At 50.0% G+C, this 16,116-nt stretch carries 12 protein-coding genes, 2 pseudogenes and 1 other annotated feature; of the genes and pseudogenes, 9 read left to right on the top strand and 5 right to left on the bottom strand.

The window, feature by feature from the left end:
• Positions 1-30 precede the first annotated feature (30 nt).
• The 4 genes from NYE50_RS18190 to NYE50_RS18175 all read left to right on the top strand — a co-directional run bounded on the left by NYE50_RS18190 (position 31) and on the right by NYE50_RS18175 (position 4,299).
• Positions 31-1,221, top strand: coding sequence for an aminotransferase-like domain-containing protein (locus NYE50_RS18190; protein WP_159354606.1), 1,191 nt, complete (start codon positions 31-33; stop codon positions 1,219-1,221).
• Positions 1,222-1,402: 181 nt separating this feature from the next.
• Positions 1,403-2,119, top strand: a complete 717-nt coding sequence (locus tag NYE50_RS18185; protein WP_014418920.1) for a (Fe-S)-binding protein — start codon at positions 1,403-1,405, stop codon at positions 2,117-2,119.
• A gap of 27 nt (positions 2,120-2,146) precedes the next feature.
• Positions 2,147-3,577, top strand: a complete 1,431-nt coding sequence (locus NYE50_RS18180) for a LutB/LldF family L-lactate oxidation iron-sulfur protein (RefSeq protein ID WP_007407375.1) — start codon at positions 2,147-2,149, stop codon at positions 3,575-3,577.
• Positions 3,577-4,299, top strand: a complete 723-nt coding sequence (locus NYE50_RS18175) for a LutC/YkgG family protein (protein ID WP_021495223.1) — start codon at positions 3,577-3,579, stop codon at positions 4,297-4,299. Before NYE50_RS18180 ends, NYE50_RS18175 begins: the two co-directional genes overlap by 1 nt.
• 35 nt (positions 4,300-4,334) lie before the next feature.
• On the opposite strand, the gene NYE50_RS18170 is transcribed toward NYE50_RS18175, so the two are convergent.
• From NYE50_RS18170 to NYE50_RS18160, 3 genes are all read right to left on the bottom strand, one after another.
• The gene (locus tag NYE50_RS18170) at positions 4,335-5,663 is read right to left on the bottom strand and encodes a GntP family permease (RefSeq protein WP_014418918.1); all 1,329 of its coding nucleotides are present in this window, start codon (positions 5,661-5,663) and stop codon (positions 4,335-4,337) included.
• A gap of 26 nt (positions 5,664-5,689) precedes the next feature.
• Entirely contained in the window at positions 5,690-7,234 is a 1,545-nt protein-coding gene (gene gntK, locus NYE50_RS18165) for a gluconokinase (protein ID WP_029973560.1), read from the bottom strand.
• Positions 7,235-7,418: 184 nt separating this feature from the next.
• Positions 7,419-8,276: a MurR/RpiR family transcriptional regulator gene (locus NYE50_RS18160; protein ID WP_159354605.1), complete on the bottom strand. Its 858-nt coding sequence runs from the start codon at positions 8,274-8,276 to the stop codon at positions 7,419-7,421.
• A gap of 151 nt (positions 8,277-8,427) precedes the next feature.
• On the opposite strand from NYE50_RS18160, the gene NYE50_RS18155 reads away from it, so the two are divergent.
• Both NYE50_RS18155 and NYE50_RS18150 read left to right on the top strand, forming a co-directional pair.
• Positions 8,428-8,586 (top strand): hypothetical protein, encoded by a 159-nt coding sequence (locus tag NYE50_RS18155; RefSeq protein WP_014418916.1) that lies wholly within the window; start codon positions 8,428-8,430, stop codon positions 8,584-8,586.
• Between the two features lie 91 nt (positions 8,587-8,677).
• Positions 8,678-8,918: a binding site (T-box leader), on the top strand.
• Positions 8,919-8,979: 61 nt separating this feature from the next.
• Positions 8,980-10,320, top strand: a complete 1,341-nt coding sequence (locus NYE50_RS18150) for an amino acid permease (RefSeq protein WP_029973563.1) — start codon at positions 8,980-8,982, stop codon at positions 10,318-10,320.
• 34 nt (positions 10,321-10,354) lie between these two features.
• On the opposite strand, the pseudogene NYE50_RS18145 reads toward NYE50_RS18150, so the two are convergent.
• Positions 10,355-11,217 (bottom strand): annotated as a pseudogene (locus tag NYE50_RS18145) (DMT family transporter).
• Between the two features lie 97 nt (positions 11,218-11,314).
• Here NYE50_RS18145 and NYE50_RS18140 point away from each other — a divergent pair.
• Positions 11,315-12,208 carry a LysR family transcriptional regulator gene (locus NYE50_RS18140; RefSeq protein ID WP_053285139.1) on the top strand — a complete coding sequence of 298 codons (894 nt, stop codon included), beginning with the start codon at positions 11,315-11,317 and terminating at the stop codon, positions 12,206-12,208.
• Between the two features lie 113 nt (positions 12,209-12,321).
• On the top strand, positions 12,322-13,329 hold the full coding sequence (locus NYE50_RS18135; protein WP_053285140.1) for an LLM class flavin-dependent oxidoreductase: 1,008 nt from the start codon (positions 12,322-12,324) through the stop codon (positions 13,327-13,329).
• Between the two features lie 34 nt (positions 13,330-13,363).
• Here the strand turns inward: NYE50_RS18135 and NYE50_RS18130 are convergent, their stop codons facing one another.
• Positions 13,364-14,452 (bottom strand): GntR family transcriptional regulator, encoded by a 1,089-nt coding sequence (locus tag NYE50_RS18130; RefSeq protein ID WP_003151603.1) that lies wholly within the window; start codon positions 14,450-14,452, stop codon positions 13,364-13,366.
• A gap of 256 nt (positions 14,453-14,708) precedes the next feature.
• On the opposite strand from NYE50_RS18130, the pseudogene NYE50_RS18125 reads away from it, so the two are divergent.
• Positions 14,709-16,102: pseudogene (locus tag NYE50_RS18125) on the top strand (sugar porter family MFS transporter).
• Positions 16,103-16,116 lie beyond the last annotated feature (14 nt).

Raw genomic sequence — 16,116 nt, 5'->3', positions numbered from 1 at the left:
AAGCTGACTTGTGAAAGGGGATAACATCACATGCAGGCCGAATCTTTTTTTTCTGACCATGTAAAGAAAGCTCTGACAAACGATCCTCCCGGGGAATGGATGCCGGCAGTTCCGAAAGCGTGCATCCCCCTGCATTCCGGCTATCCCGATCCCGCACTCGTTCCTGAGAAGGAGCTGAAAGAAGCCGCCGCCCGCCTTCTGGATGAGGAGCGCGATCTGCCGCTGCATTATATGGGAAGCCCGAGGACGGCCGTTTTAAAAAAGCAGATTCAAGAACGGTTAGCCACCCGCGGCATTCACTGTCGGGACGATGAGCTGCTCGTGACGTCAGGCGCCTGTCAGGCGATAGATCTGGCAGCCCGGGTTTTCCTCGATGAACAAACCGCCGCTGCCGTTGAAGCTCCGGTCTATATGGAAGCCCTCGAGATTTTTAAAAATTACACACTGCATATCATGAGCATTCCGACAGATCAAGAGGGCCTGCAAACAGAAACATTAGCGTTCATGCTTGAGGAAAGAAAACGAAAAGGGCTTCTGATTCCCCGTCTTCTCTACACGATACCCGCTTTTCAGAATCCTGCGGGAACCGTAATGTCAGCGAAGCGGAGAACCCGCCTGCTTCAGCTTGCCGAAGCGTATGATTTTCTCATCTTGGAGGATGATGCATACGGTGAGCTCGGATTCACCGATATTCCGCCGCCTTTGAAAGCCATGGATCAAAACGGCCGGGTGCTGTACGCCGGTTCATTATCAAAAGTCATCGCCCCGGGTATGAGGATCGGCTGGATTGCAGGGGACGCCGCATTCATCACGGCATTGTCATGGTTAAAAAAAGACTTAGGCCACCCGTTTTCCCAAGCGGTGACCGCCGTCTATCTGGAACAAACGAATGTGGAAGAACGGCTCGCCGCCTTGCGGGAAGCATATCGAAGCAAACGTGACGTTTTGCTCGCCGCATCAGCGCGATATCTTCCGGAATCCGCATCCTGGCACGTGCCTGAAGGCGGTTACTTTGTATGGGTGAAAGCGCCTGGGGCGGGTACATCCGCAATGCTGGCGAGGGCTCTTTCTCACGGCGTTTCCTATGTCCCCGGAAAATATTTTTTTCTGCATCAGGAAGACGGTGCGGAATATCTTCGCCTGTCGTTCAGTTATGCCGGTAAAGCCGCGATAAAAGAGGGTGTGCAAAAACTGGGACGCCTGCTGGAAAACGGGATGTAGAGCAGCATGAGGAGCTTTCGGGCTTCTCTTTTTTTGTCCCCTTCAGCACATCAGGCGAAAGGATTTTTCAGAAAAACCTTCCAATCCATATTCAGAATAGTGTAGGATATTCATAGAGCTTTCCCAAAAACAGGTCATCAGATGACCGGATCACATATTGAGGATGAAAGAGGGGTTCATCATGAAAGTCTCATTATTTGTCACGTGCCTTGTGGATATGTTCCAGACCAATGTCGGAAAGGCAACGGTTGAGGTGCTGGAACGGCTCGGGTGTGAGGTGGATTTTCCCGAGGGGCAGATTTGCTGCGGGCAGCCCGCATACAACAGCGGGTATGTGACGGATGCGAAAAAAGCGATGAAGCGGATGATTGCCGCGTTTGAAGAAGCGGAGTACGTCGTCAGTCCGTCAGGTTCCTGTACGACGATGTTCCGTGAATATCCGCATCTGTTTCAGGATGATCCGAAGTGGGCGGCAAAAGCGCAGCAGCTTGCGGACAAAACATATGAGTTAACAGATTTTATCGTCAACGTTCTCGGGGTGGAGGATGTCGGGGCGGTGCTGCAAAAAAAAGCGACAGTCCATACATCGTGCCACATGACGAGGCTGCTCGGCGTGTCGGAGGAGCCGATGAAGCTTTTGCGCCATGTCAAGGGGCTCGAGCTGACCGCGCTTCCCGGAAAACATCAATGCTGCGGATTCGGAGGAACGTTTTCTGTGAAAATGGCGCAAATCTCTGAACAAATGGTGGATGAGAAGGTCGCCTGCGTGGAAGACACGGAGGCCGAAGTGCTGATCGGGGCGGATTGCGGCTGTCTGATGAATATCGGCGGGCGTCTTGACCGTAAGGATAAAAACGTCAGAGTCATGCACATCGCCGAAGTGCTGAACAGCAGATAACACGAGAAACAACAAGGGGGGAAAATCATGGCGATGAAAATCGGTACCGCCGCTTTTAAAGAGCGGGTATCAGAAGGAATAGATAATGAGTTTATGAGAGGAGCCGTCTCCGGTGCGCAGGAACGGCTCAGGACAAGAAGGCTTCAGGCGGCCGAGGAATTGGGAAACTGGGAGGATTGGCGTTCCCATGCGGAAGAAATCAGACAGCATGTGCTGGACAATCTTGATTTCTATTTGGAACAGCTCGCCGAAAATGTCGCCAACAGAGGCGGACACGTCTTTTTCGCCGAAACGGCGGAAGAAGCGTCCTCCTATATCCGCGATGTCATCCGGCAGAAAAACGCCAAAAAAATCGTAAAATCCAAATCCATGGTGACAGAAGAAATCAATATGAACGAAGTGCTTGAGGAAGAGGGCTGTGAAGTCACAGAAACGGATCTCGGCGAATACATTCTCCAGATTGACGATCACGATCCGCCGTCACATATCGTTGCTCCCGCTCTTCACAAAAACAAAGAGCAGATCCGTGACGTGTTTAAAGAGAGACTCGAATACAAACAGACGGAAAAACCGGAAGAGCTCGTCATGCACGCGCGCAGCGTTCTCCGGAAAAAATTTCTCGAAGCGGATGTCGGCATTACAGGCTGCAACTTTGCGATCGCGGATACCGGATCGGTCAGTCTCGTGACGAACGAAGGAAACGGCCGCCTTGTGTCCGCGCTGCCGAAGACGCAGATCACCGTGATGGGAATGGAGCGGATCGTTCCGTCATTTTCTGAGTTTGAAGTGCTTGTCAGCATGCTGACGAGAAGCGCGGTCGGCCAGCGGCTTACAAGTTACATTACGGCGCTGACGGGACCTCGTCAGCAAGGAGAAGCTGACGGGCCTGAGGAATTCCACCTTGTGGTTGTGGACAACGGGCGTTCCCGCATACTCGGCACGGAATTTCAATCGGTGCTGCAATGTATCCGCTGCGCCGCCTGCATCAACGTCTGTCCCGTGTACCGGCATGTCGGCGGACACTCGTACGGGTCCATCTATTCGGGTCCGATCGGCGCCGTCTTATCGCCTCTTCTCGGCGGATATGACGAATACAAGGAGCTCCCGTACGCATCTTCCTTATGTGCGGCCTGTACGGAAGCATGTCCCGTTAAAATTCCGCTGCACGAGCTGCTGCTCAAGCATCGGCAGAACATCGTGGAAAAAGAGGGCAAAGCGCCGATCAGTGAAAAACTGGCGATGAAAGCCTTCGGGCTCGGCTCGTCATCCCCGTCCCTTTATAAAATGGGATCGAAATGGGCGCCTGCCGCCATGACGCCGTTTACGGAAGATGACAAAATATCAAAAGGGCCGGGGCCGTTAAAAGAATGGACGGCAATACGGGATTTCCCGGCGCCGCATAAATCGAGATTCAGAGATTGGTTTAAAGACCGGGAAAAACAAAAGGGGGAAGAATGATGATGAAAGGGACGGTTACACATCAGGAATCCTTTTTAAACCGGATCGCCGAAAATCTGGGCAGAGAGCGCAGAAAATCAGGCGTGTCCCTGCCTGAATGGAAGTATCAGCCTCAATATCAAACGCATGCGGACTGTACGGAAGACGATCTTGTCACGATGCTGAAAGACCACTGCGTCAACATTCATACGGAACTGATCGAAACGGATGCAGCCGGGCTTTACGACGCTTTGCGCACGCAGGTGAACCGCTTTGAAGGAGGGCCTGTCATCATTCCGAAGGACAGCCGGTTTGAAACGTACGGCTTGCAGACCCTTATGACAGAAGAGTGGCCGGATGAAGGGATTCCAGTTTGGGAATGGGACGCGGAACAAGGAGCGAAAAATATTGAAAAAGCGGAACAAGCGAATGTGGGCATCACATTCAGCGAGATTACGCTTGCAGAATCAGCCACCGTCGTTTTGTATGCGTCAGAGCATGCCGGCCGTTCTGTCAGCCTGCTTCCGACCACCTATATCGCAATCATCCCGAAATCTTCCATTGTGCCGAGAATGACACAGGCCAGCGATATACTGAAACAGCAGATCAGAGACGGCGTCACCGTTCCTTCCTGCATCAACTATATTACTGGACCGAGCAACTCGGCCGATATCGAAATGGATTTGGTTGTCGGCGTCCACGGACCCGTTAAAGCCGCTTATATCCTTGTGAATGACCGATAAAAAAACAAACCCCGGTTTTCGGCCGGGGTTTGTTTTTATATAAACGCGTTAATAATCATGATAAAACAGATCGCACTGACAGAAATAATCGTTTCCATCGCCGTCCATGTCAGGAATGTTTCTTTTACTGTCATTCCGAAATACTCTTTAATGAGCCAGAAACCGGAGTCATTGACATGTGACAGAATCAAAGAGCCCGCTCCCGTTGCCAAAACGAGAAGCTCACTGCTGACGCCCGGCATGACAGATGCAATCGGTGCAACAATGCCGGCCGCCGTCATCATGGCGACAGTCGCTGAACCTGTGGCGACACGGATGACCGCTGCGATCGTCCAGCTTAAAAGAACGGGAGAGAAGCTTGAATGCTTCGCAATGTCAGCAATATACGTGCCGACGCCTGAATCAATCAGGACGTTGTTAAAAGCGCCGCCGGCTCCGATCACAAGCAGAATGGAAGCGATCGGTCCGAGACAGTCATTGCTGAATTTTAAAATGCTTTCTCTGTCAAAGCCCTGATAAAAACCAAGGCTGAAAAAGGAGTACACCGTGGCGATCAAAAGCGCCGTGACAGGGTCGCCGATAAATTTAAAAGTTTCATAGAGCGCGCTTTTTTCCGGAAGCGCAATTTCGGCAAGCGTTGCCATAAGCATCAGGATCACCGGTACCAATATCGTAAACAATGTATTTGCGAATCCCGGAAGCTTGCGTTTTTCATTCCGTTCAATAAATTGTTTTTTCAACAGTTCGGGAACGGGTTTATGAATGCGCTTACCAATCCATTTTCCGTAAAGCGGCCCCGCGATGATGGCAGTCGGAATGCCGACGATTAAAGAAAACAAAATCGTTTTTCCGACATTGGCGTGATAAATGCCGACAGCCGCCATCGCCGCCGGGTGGGGCGGAACCAATCCGTGCACGACGGAAAGTCCCGCAAGGAGCGGAATCCCGATCGTCACTAATGAAACGCCGGTTTCAATCGCAATCGTAAACAAAAGCGGCACGAGCAGGACGAAACCGACCTGGAAAAAGACCGGGATGCCGACGATAAAAGCGACGGCCATCATCGCCCAATGCACTTTCTTTTTGCCGAAGCGGCCGATCAGGGTGTGGGCGATACGCTCCGCACCGCCTGATTCAGCCATCATTTTTCCGAGCATCGTACCGAGGGCCAGCACGATCGCAAGCAGCGACAGCGTATTGCCGAGCCCGGTTTTCATCGAAGCGATAATGTCCGGCAGATTCATGCCCGTTGCGAAACCGACAAGGATGGATGTAATCAAAAGACTGATAAACGGATTTAATTTAGCGACCGTAATCAATAAGAGTAAAACGATAATAGCGGCAATGACAATAAACAGTAACATGACCTTTTCACCCTTTCAAAGAAGAATTAACGGCTTTGTTTGAGCTGAAATTCACTGATGACGTCAAATTCATCTTTGAGCTTGTCATACAGCCGCTCGTATAAGTAAAACAGCTCAATATATGTTTCGCTGTTTTTGACGTTCGGTTCATGACGGTGAGAAATTCTGATCCAGTCCTGAACATCCTCGATCCGTTCCATTTCGCCAAGGCTGTGCAAAGCGAGAACGGCCGCTCCGAGCGCCGAGGCTTCGTAACTTTCCGGAACGAGGACTTCCCGTCCCATCGTATCGGACAAAATCTGCCTCCAAAGCGGCGATCTCGCAAATCCTCCTGAAGCCCGCACGTCTTTTGCGGGGCCCGCCAAATCTCTCAGTGCGACACCGATTGAAAAGACGCTCATGATGACGCCTTCCAGCACCGCTCTGATAAAATGCTCCCGTTTATGGCGGAGGCTGATGCCGAAAAACGTTCCGCGGGCATTCGGATTCCAAAACGGCGCGCGCTCCCCTGATAAAAACGGCAGAAACAGCAATCCCTCAGAGCCTGCGGGCACTTTATCAGCGATATCAATCATTAAATCGTACGGATCAATGCCGAGCCGCTTCGCCGTTTCGACTTCCGGAGAAGCGAATTCGTCTCGAAGCCAGCGCAGCATAATGCCTCCGTTATTCGTCGGGCCTCCGATGACCCAATGCTTGTCAGTCAGCGCGTAACAGAATGTCCGCGCTTTTTCATCCATAATCGGCGCATCCGTCACCGAACGCACGGCTCCGCTCGTTCCGATCGTAACGGCCACTTCGCCTTTGCCGATCGCGCCGACTCCAAGGTTGGCGAGCACGCCGTCATTTGCGCCGATAATAAACGGTGTATCCGCATGAATGCCCATCCGTGCAGCGATTTCCGGCGCAAGGCCGCGCAGCTGATGAGTGGTCGGCACGATGTCCGACAGCTGATCTTCCCGGATTCCGGCAATCCGGAGCGCTTCTTCATCCCAGGAAAGCGTATCTAAACGGAACAGCCCCGTTGCCGAAGCGATCGAATAATCGACGACATAAGTTCCGAAAAACTCGTGCAGAATATATTCTTTCATACTGATGAATTTGGCGGTTTTCGCGAATGTCTCCTTGTCCTGTTCTTTCATCCAGACAATTTTGGAAAGCGGAGACATCGGGTGAATCGGCGTACCCGTTCTTTTATAAATATCAAAACCGTTCATCTCTTTTAAAATCCGTTTTGATTGCTCGGCGCTGCGGTTGTCCGCCCAAATGATGCTTTTGGTCAGCAGGCCGCCGTTTTGATCGACAGCTATCAATGAGTGCATGGCGGTGCTGATGCCGATTGCAAGCAGATTGTCAGGACTCAGTCCGGCCTTTGTGACGGCTCCCCTGATGCTTCCGATAACCGCTTCCAAAATGTGCTCAGGATCCTGCTCGGCCCATGCCGGCTTTGGCTGTATTAAATCATAGTGAACCGAATGCTTGGCTAACACTTTGCCTCTTGGTCCGAACAGAACGGCTTTCGTACTGGTCGTGCCGATATCCAGACCGATAACAGCTTGGGTTTCCTTCATAATATATCCCGCCTAATCTGATTGAATAATAAGATAGATTGATAATGTATGCCCTTACAAAGTCAATTATAGGAATAATTTTTTTATAAATCAACGATGAAGAAGAAAATTTTTTTCATAAAATTGCCTCAATTCCCGCTGTATCGGTATTCTCTCTTTTGAAAAATAAATATTCAGAAAGCGATTACAAACGTTTGTGCGCGATCATTTTTCTGATTCGCTGCAAGTTGGCGAGCGTTTTCTCCTGCCGCAGCCGGGCCGTGGCGAAATACAGTGTATCAATGACCGACAGCTGGGCAAGCCTTGCGGACATTGCTTCCGTTCTGAAAGCCGTCTCCCTTGTTGACGTATACAGCACCACGTCGGAAATCTGGGTGAGCGGCGACTTTTGGTAGCTTGTAATGCCGATCGTGCCGGCGCCGAGCGATTTGGCCGTTTTCACCGCGTCGAGCACGTCCTTGTTGCTCCCCGAATGAGAAATGCCGATGACTGCGCTTTCGGGACCGAGAAGACCAGCTGACATCGCCTGAAAGTGAGAATCCGTGTGCGCGATGCAATTTATACCCGTACGCATAAATTTATGATACGCGTCTGTGGCGATCAGCCCGGAACCGCCGTTTCCGTAAAATTCGATTCTGTCCGCGCGGTGGATCATTTCTACCGCTTTTTCAACGTCGGCCGGATCTAATAAATGAAAGGTATCGGTCAGACCGGAAATGTTTGTGCGGAAAACTTTCCGGATGATGACTTCGATATCGTCGTCGGGGCTCATTTCTTCATGAATGTGCTGCACCGGCTCCTGAACGATCTCCTGAGCAAGCGCGATTTTTAAATCCTGATAGCCGGAAAAACCGAGCCGTTTGCACAGCCTGAAAATCGTCGCTTCAGAGCTTTTCGTTTTTTCCGCCAGCTGAATGATGGAAAGGTGAATCACGTCTTTCGGTTCCTTCACGATATGGTGTGCAATCGCTCTCAATTTTGGCGACAAACCTTTGCTGGCCGCCTGAATCTTCCCGATGCTGCTTGAATTCACAGGGGTCATGCTATAACCTCCCTACTTGAATGTAAACGCATACTTTTATGATAAAGCAAGTTTCAATATAAGGAAAACAGAATTTTAAAATTGTTTTTTCAATTTTGTATATAAAAAAAGAGAAAAAGCCGCCGATGATAGAAAGTGAGGAGGCACCTGAATGAAAAAAGTATGGATTCTCGTCATATCATTCGGCATTGCGCTTGCGCTGTTTTTATACGCAAACACAAAGGTGAAAGCGGAAAGCGCGGCGCCCGGAAAGCAAAGCCTTGTGTCCGGATTTCAGCTGAAATTTCCGAATCACCGGGTAGGACAATAGGCGGCAAAAATTAGTATTGACTTTGAAAATAGAAGACTGTATATTATGATACTATATTCAGAAAATAAAAACTCAAGAGATTTATTTAACATAAAACACTGTGAACGGGAGCAGTAAAAGAATCCAGTCAGAAAAAGAGAGCCGCGGGTTGGTGCAACGCGGACTGATTGTTCTTTGAACTCGCCCGGAAGTGGCAGGGCGGAACGGAATTGTCGGAATATTCCCTATGTCCTAACGGCTGACCTTCGTTAAAAGGTTTTTAAGCTGGATTCCGGATATTTCGGGATCAACAAGAGTGGTACCGCGGCTGCCTAAGGCACGCCGTCTCTTTTCCTAAAGAGGCGGCGTGCTTTTTTATGTGATGAACACTTTTTGCGAGAGGGCGTGTGATAGATGGAAAAGGACAAGCAAACGTTAAAACGGACGATGTCGTCCAGACACATTATGATGATGGCGCTTGGAGGCGCGATCGGGGCCGGGCTCTTTAAAGGCAGCAGCACGGCGATTGATGAGGCGGGGCCGTCCGTGCTGCTGGCCTACCTCCTCGGCGGAATCATTCTGCTATTTATTATGCAAGGGCTGGCCGAAATGGCAGTCAGAAACAAACATGCAAGGACGTTCCGTGATTTGGTTCAGCAGTCGCTCGGATCGTACGCTGCATACTTTTTAGATTGGATCTATTGGAAAATGTGGGTGCTCAATATTGCCGCGGAGGCGGTCGTAGCCGCCATTTTCATTCAATATTGGCTGCCGGAATGTCCGATATGGATACTGGCTCTGATCATTTCCATCGTGGTGACGGTCGTAAACATGCTTTCTGTGAAACTGTTTGCCGAGACGGAGTACTGGCTCGCGCTTATTAAAATTACAGTGATTGTCATCTTTATTTTATGCGGGATTCTGCTTTTATTTTTCTCATTCGGCAATCACACGGCGCCGGGGCTGTCTCATTTAACGGATCACGGAGGATTTTTCCCGCATGGAGCGGGGGGCGTCATTACGGCGATGCTCGTCGTGATCTACTCATACGGCGGAACGGAAATCATCGGCGTCACGCTGGCGGAGACAAAAAATCCCGAAAAGGTGATCCCGAAAGCTGTCCGAAGCACGTTAACGCGGATTGTCGCTTTTTACTTGCTGCCGTTCTTCATCATCGTCAGCCTGATTCCTTGGAATCAAGTCAACAGCGTTCCCGAAAGCCCGTTTGTCATAGTATTTAAGATGATCGGAATTCCGGGTGCCGACCATATTATGAATGCCGTCATTCTTCTTGCGATTATCTCGTCTATGAATTCGGGACTGTACGGATCATCCCGCGTCTTGTTTACGCAGGCTTCTGACGGCCGGGTGCCGAAAGTTTTTTCAAAACTATCGAAGAAAAAGGTTCCCGTCTATGCGATTCTGACTTGTACGTCATTTTTATATGTAGGCGTCCTGATTTCTTTATTCGCAGGAAGCCGGACGTTTAATTATTTGATGGGTTCACTCGGCTATACGGTGCTGTTCATCTGGCTGATTATCGGCTTCGCCCATTTGAAATCAAGAAAACATTCAACAGAACAGCCGGCTTATTACGTCAAATGGTTCCCATACACGACATGGTTCGCGGTGCTTGCGCTTTTGGCCATCCTGATCGGCGTAATTGCGACGACATCCATCGTCATCACATGCATCACTGCGGCCATCTATCTCCTCATTACGGCTGCGTATCTTGTGAAAGGGAGACGTCAATAAATAAAAAAACTCTTGCCCCGCGGCAAGAGTTTTTTTAATGAACGGCCTTTTTTTCTGCGGCCAGAGCAGGTGTTTTCAGTTTTTTCGGTGTTATATTCACAAAACAAATGCTTGTGACGATCAGAAGCAGTCCGGCTAAAAGGCTGACGGTAAGCGGCTCATGCAGGAATATCGAGCTGACGACAATGGATATGAGCGGGATCAGGAAGGTGTAAGAGGCAACCTTGCTTGCTTCCCCTGAACCGACAAGCGTAAAAAAGGCGAGCCAGCCGAGCGCGATAACAAAAACTGAAATGAACAGAAGGCTGAGAATGAATGGAGCTTTCCATTGAATGGCTGAAAAGCTTTCTGAAAAACGGCCGGAGCTGACAAGCAGCACGCCGCCGATCAGAAGCTGAAGAGCGACCATCCAGATAGAATCCGCGCGTCCGCCCGTTCTTTTCACATATACCGTGCCGAGCGCCCAGCTGACCGCAGAGCCTAAGGCCAAAAGAATGCCGGCGATGGAAATATGGCCTCCGAAACCGGCTGCGCTGATGACGGCGACACCGGCAAAGCCCAGAATAAGACCGGCTATTTTTAAAGGATACATCGATTCCCCGAGCCACAGCCAAGAAAAAACGCCCATTAAAACCGGCTGGAAAAACACGATGGCTGAAAATTATTTAAAATGGCAGAAATAAGATAGATCGGCCACGTTTCTTTAAAACGCAGCTTTTTAAAACGGGGCAGCGCCACCATTAATAATAGAAGTCCGCCGATCAGCGTGCGGATTCCGGCAAACAGAAGAGGCGGCGAATAGGCAAGCGCGGCCTTTGTCAGCGGCCAGTTAATTCCCCATACCGTGACTAGAAACGCCAGCATAAGAGCCGTCTGTATTTTCGAAAGCTGTTTCACGTCGTTCACTCCTTGTAGAACAATTCCATCATATGATACGGTAATCAGTAAGATAAATAAAATGAATCTTTTTTATAAGGAGCATAAGTAAAACGTTATGACGATTACACAACTGCGGGTTTTTGTTCAAATCGCTGAAACGGGAAGCTTTACAAAAGCGGGGCAGGCGCTGAATATGACGCAGCCCGCTGTCAGCCATGCCATCTCTGCGCTTGAGTCAGAGCTCGGCATCAAGCTGATCATCCGCGAGCGCCGCAACGGCGTAAGGCTCACGGACACGGGCGGAAAAATTCTCGTCCATATCAGAGAGGTGCTCAAAGGCATAGAAAAAGCCGAGCAGCTGGCGGCCGCGGAAAGAGGGCTTGAACAGGGAACGATACACATCGGCACATTTCCGGCCGCTTCCGCTTATTTCATTCCAAAGCTGATCAGCGTGTTTAAAAAACGGTATCCGAAGCTTGAGTTGGTGCTTCATGAAGGAACGGCGGACGAAGTAAAAGAATGGCTGCAATCCCGGATGATTGACGCGGGCATTCTGCTGTTCCCGACAGAGGATATGGATTACTTTCTGCTGAAAAAAGACAAAATGGCAGCGGTTATGCATAAAGATCATCCTCTCGCCGCACGCTCAACCGTAACGATAAAAGATCTGGACGGTGAACCGATGGTGGTTTGCGAAGGCGGTTACACGTCACCTTTTGCAGGCCTGTTTAAACAAGCCGGTGCCGAACTTTGCGCGGCCTTTACCGTGTTTAATGTCAGCACGTCCATCAATATGGTGCGGGAGGGGTTGGGCATGGCAATCTTATCCGATATGTCCATGGCCGGCAATCCCCTCCCGGAAGAAGTGGTGATTAAAGAGTTTGCGCCGGATGTATTCAGGGAGGTGCAGCTGGCGGTTCCTTCCATGAAAGACGCATCACTTGCCGCCAAGCTTTTTATTGATGTCGCCGAGGAGCTGTTCATCCGTAAGAAAACCGCCGCTGACTGATTGTTCGAAGATCATCGAATCAAATTGTTTAACTCACGGGAAAAGCTGTGGTAAGGTGTGTGGTAGAGACCTTGTTTAAGATCTGCTTACACTAAACCGCAAAGGAGAAAACGATGGCTGAACATACATTGAAAGATACTGCGTTTTCCGTATTGAATTTATCGCCGGTCGTACAGGGAGGAACGGTTGCTGAATCGTTCCGCAACAGCATGGATTTAGCGCGCCGCGCCGAGGAGTGGGGCTATAACCGCTATTGGCTTGCGGAGCATCATAATATAGAAGGAGTTGCCAGCTCGGCAACAGCGGTGCTGATCGGCCACATCGCCGGCGGCACGAAAAAAATCCGCGTCGGTTCTGGGGGTATTATGCTGCCGAATCATTCTTCACTTGTGATCGCGGAGCAATTCGGAACCCTTGAAACGTTATATCCGGGGCGGATTGACCTGGGGCTCGGACGCGCGCCGGGAACCGACCAATTAACGGCGAGAGCCTTACGAAGAAACATAAACAGCGGGGAAGATTTTCCGGAGCAGCTTGAAGAATTGAGAAATTACTTCAAACCGTCAGGCAATGTGCGCAATCAAGTCCGCGCCATTCCGGGCGAAGGGCTGGACGTGCCGATCTGGCTTCTGGGCTCAAGCGGCTTCAGCGCGCGTCTTGCGGGAGAGCTCGGGCTTCCGTTCGCCTTTGCGGCTCACTTTTCACCGAAAAACACCGTGCCCGCCCTTGAGCTGTACCGCAGCTCCTTCCGTCCGTCAGACGTACTCGATCAACCGTACGCGATGGTCGGCGTCACCGTCATTGCCGCCGATACGGATGAAAAGGCGGAGCATCTGGCAACATCGCATTATCAAAGATTTTTAGACCTCGTCCGCGGCACGCCGAACCAGCTGAAGCCTCCTGTTGAAGACATGGATCAAATCTGGTCGCCGTATGAAAAAGCGATGGTTAATGATCAGCTCAGTTCAACGATCGTCGGCGGACCGGAGCGTGTGAAGGAAAAGCTGGAAAGCTTCATCCGGACAACACAGGCGGATGAAATCATGGTGAATTCAGAAAGCTTTGAGCATGCCGACAGAATGAGATCATTTGAAATCATCGCCGAATTAAAAAACAGCTGAGCAAAAAAGCAATGTGCCGCGCACATTGCTTTTTTTATTCGCCGATCCGCCTGACGGAATTCCGGATGACGAGTTCCGGTTCATACACGACGTCATCCTTCTTCGGTTTTTTATGCTCTAAGCAGTCGATGACGTATTTTGCCGCCGCTTTCCCCATAATGGATTTCGGATGCTTGACAGAGGTGAGCTTCACCTCGGAAATCTGGGCGAAATGTGAATCATCATAGCCCATGATTGACACGTCATCAGGCACCTTTAAGCCGAATTCTCTGAGAAGATTAATCGTCTTCAGCGCAATTTCATCATTATAACAAAGAATGGCCGTCGGGTATGATCCGCTGTTTTGCTCAAGGGTATGCTTAATTTTTTGAAGAAGCACGGTTTCTTTTTCCTCAGTCGTATAAGTCACGATCATGTCCGGAGACGGGAAAATCCCGCGCTCCCGGTGCGCCTGAAGATAGCCGTTCATCCGTTTGACGCCCTGCGTGTCATCCGCTTTAAAGATACCCATAATGTGCGTGTGGCCGAGGGACATGACGTATTCGCAAGCCATCATGCCGCCTTTGACATCATTGACGGAAAAGCTCGGTGCGGCCAGCTCCGCATAAGAGGCGTTAATCATGGCAAACGGAATGCCGTTTTTCTCCAGATTGAGATAGTAGCCGATGTTGGGCGTCTGCAGCGCGCTTTTCGTAGGCTCGACAATCAGCCCGTCTATATTTTTGGACAGCAGGTTTTCAAGGCCGCGCCGCTCACTTTCTGTATTGTTGTTGGTGCTCGTCAGCAGCATGGAATAGCCCTGTTCGCTTAAATAAGATTCAATTCCCCTGATGATGCTCGGGAAAATATAGTCTGATATGTACGTTGTAATGACACCGATCGTTTTGTTTGAATGCATGGCTGATTTCGCCGTGCGTGAAGCGACAAAGGTGCCTCCGCCCTGAACGCTGTACAGCAGCCCCTGCGAGACCAAATCTCCGATCGCCTTTCTGATGGTATGGCGGCTGACGCCGAACTGCTGCATCAGCTCATTTTCCGTAGGCAGCTTTTCGTCCGGCTGTATTTTTCCTTGATTCAGCCATGAACAAATTTCTTCTTTTACTTGAGCATATTTCGGTAGCATATCAATTCCCCCAAAATGTATACGGACAAATTCCAGTATAACATAGTAAGCCCTTTCATCAAGCTGTAAAAGTAATTGACAGATTATGAAAAACTGCTTATTCTTTATTTGTACGTACTAATTTTCCTTATTTTTAGATAAAATTCTTTATAAGTACGTACAAATGCGGCGGTTCTGAAGAAAACAAAGCAACATCAAGCGCCGCACTCAGATTTGTAAGCGTTTTTATTCTATTATTCGCGGGAGGGTAAAATTCATGAAGAATCACCCGGCACCAATTGGCTCAAATGTACCTGTCACTCGGCAGCATTCCAAGTGGTTTGTTATTCTCATCTCATGCGCAGCCGGACTGGGAGGGCTTTTGTACGGTTATGACACGGCGGTGATTTCCGGCGCCATCGGTTTCCTGAAAGATTTGTACCGCTTAAGTCCTTTTATGGAAGGGCTCGTGATTTCAAGCATTATGATCGGCGGTGTTTTCGGCGTCGGGATTTCCGGATTTTTGAGCAACCGTTTCGGACGGAGAAAGATTTTGATGGCAGCGGCGCTGTTGTTTGCGGTGTCAGCGGTTGTCTCTGCGCTTTCTCAAAGTGTGTCTTCCTTAGTGATCGCCAGAGTCATCGGCGGTCTGGGAATCGGCATGGGCTCCTCGCTTTCTGTCACGTATATTACCGAAGCCGCTCCGCCGGCCATACGCGGCAGTCTGTCTTCACTGTATCAGCTGTTTACGATATTAGGGATCTCCGGCACTTATTTTATTAACCTCGCCGTCCAGCAGTCCGGCTCATATGAATGGGGGGTGCACACCGGCTGGCGGTGGATGCTCGCTTACGGCATGATTCCGTCCGTCATCTTTTTTATCGTGCTGCTTATCGTGCCGGAAAGTCCGCGCTGGCTTGCGAAAGCAGGGCGCCGGAATGAAGCCCTCGCCGTGCTGACGCGCATTAACGGCGAGCAGACCGCGAAAGAAGAAATCAAACAAATCGAAACGTCTTTACAATTAGAAAAAATGGGGTCATTGTCTCAGCTGTTTAAACCGGGGCTGAGAAAAGCGCTTGTGATCGGGATTCTGCTGGCTTTATTCAATCAGGTCATCGGCATGAACGCAATTACGTATTACGGGCCGGAAATTTTCAAAATGATGGGCTTCGGACAGAATGCGGGGTTTATCACGACATGCATCGTCGGTGTCGTTGAAGTGATTTTCACCATTATCGCGGTTCTTTTAGTCGATAAGGTGGGCCGGAAAAAGCTGATGGGGGTCGGATCTGCCTTTATGGCGCTGTTCATGATCTTAATCGGGGCATCCTTTTATTTTAAGCTGGCGAGCGGTCCGGCTTTAGTCGTCATCATATTGGGATTCGTCGCCGCTTTCTGCGTATCAGTCGGGCCGATTACGTGGATCATGATTTCGGAAATCTTTCCGAACCACCTCCGCGCACGCGCCGCCGGTATTGCGACGATATTCTTATGGGGGGCCAACTGGGCGATCGGCCAGTTCGTGCCGATGATGTCAGCGGGTTGGGGCTCGCGTACACCTTCTGGATATTCGCCGTCATTAATATTCTCTGTTTCTTGTTTGTCGTGACGATCTGCCCTGAGACGAAAAATAAATCATTAGAAGAAATAGAAAAACTTTGGATAAAATGAAAGCGTTTTACGAC

The organism is Bacillus sp. EU55 (genome assembly GCF_038005925.1).
GTDB classification, from domain to species: Bacteria; Bacillota; Bacilli; order Bacillales; family Bacillaceae; genus Bacillus; species Bacillus velezensis.
The sequence above is the reverse complement of the archived record's forward strand: the minus strand, read 5'-3'. Positions and strand labels throughout refer to the sequence as shown.

Coding starts and splice junctions, on each gene's coding strand:
- NYE50_RS18190 (WP_159354606.1), top strand. CDS start 31: ATGCAGGCCGAATCTTTTTTTTCTGACCATGTAAAGAAAGCTCTGACA.
- NYE50_RS18185 (WP_014418920.1), top strand. CDS start 1,403: ATGAAAGTCTCATTATTTGTCACGTGCCTTGTGGATATGTTCCAGACC.
- NYE50_RS18180 (WP_007407375.1), top strand. CDS start 2,147: ATGGCGATGAAAATCGGTACCGCCGCTTTTAAAGAGCGGGTATCAGAA.
- NYE50_RS18175 (WP_021495223.1), top strand. CDS start 3,577: ATGATGAAAGGGACGGTTACACATCAGGAATCCTTTTTAAACCGGATC.
- NYE50_RS18170 (WP_014418918.1), bottom strand. CDS start 5,663: ATGTTACTGTTTATTGTCATTGCCGCTATTATCGTTTTACTCTTATTG.
- gntK (WP_029973560.1), bottom strand. CDS start 7,234: ATGAAGGAAACCCAAGCTGTTATCGGTCTGGATATCGGCACGACCAGT.
- NYE50_RS18160 (WP_159354605.1), bottom strand. CDS start 8,276: ATGACCCCTGTGAATTCAAGCAGCATCGGGAAGATTCAGGCGGCCAGC.
- NYE50_RS18155 (WP_014418916.1), top strand. CDS start 8,428: ATGAAAAAAGTATGGATTCTCGTCATATCATTCGGCATTGCGCTTGCG.
- NYE50_RS18150 (WP_029973563.1), top strand. CDS start 8,980: ATGGAAAAGGACAAGCAAACGTTAAAACGGACGATGTCGTCCAGACAC.
- NYE50_RS18140 (WP_053285139.1), top strand. CDS start 11,315: ATGACGATTACACAACTGCGGGTTTTTGTTCAAATCGCTGAAACGGGA.
- NYE50_RS18135 (WP_053285140.1), top strand. CDS start 12,322: ATGGCTGAACATACATTGAAAGATACTGCGTTTTCCGTATTGAATTTA.
- NYE50_RS18130 (WP_003151603.1), bottom strand. CDS start 14,452: ATGCTACCGAAATATGCTCAAGTAAAAGAAGAAATTTGTTCATGGCTG.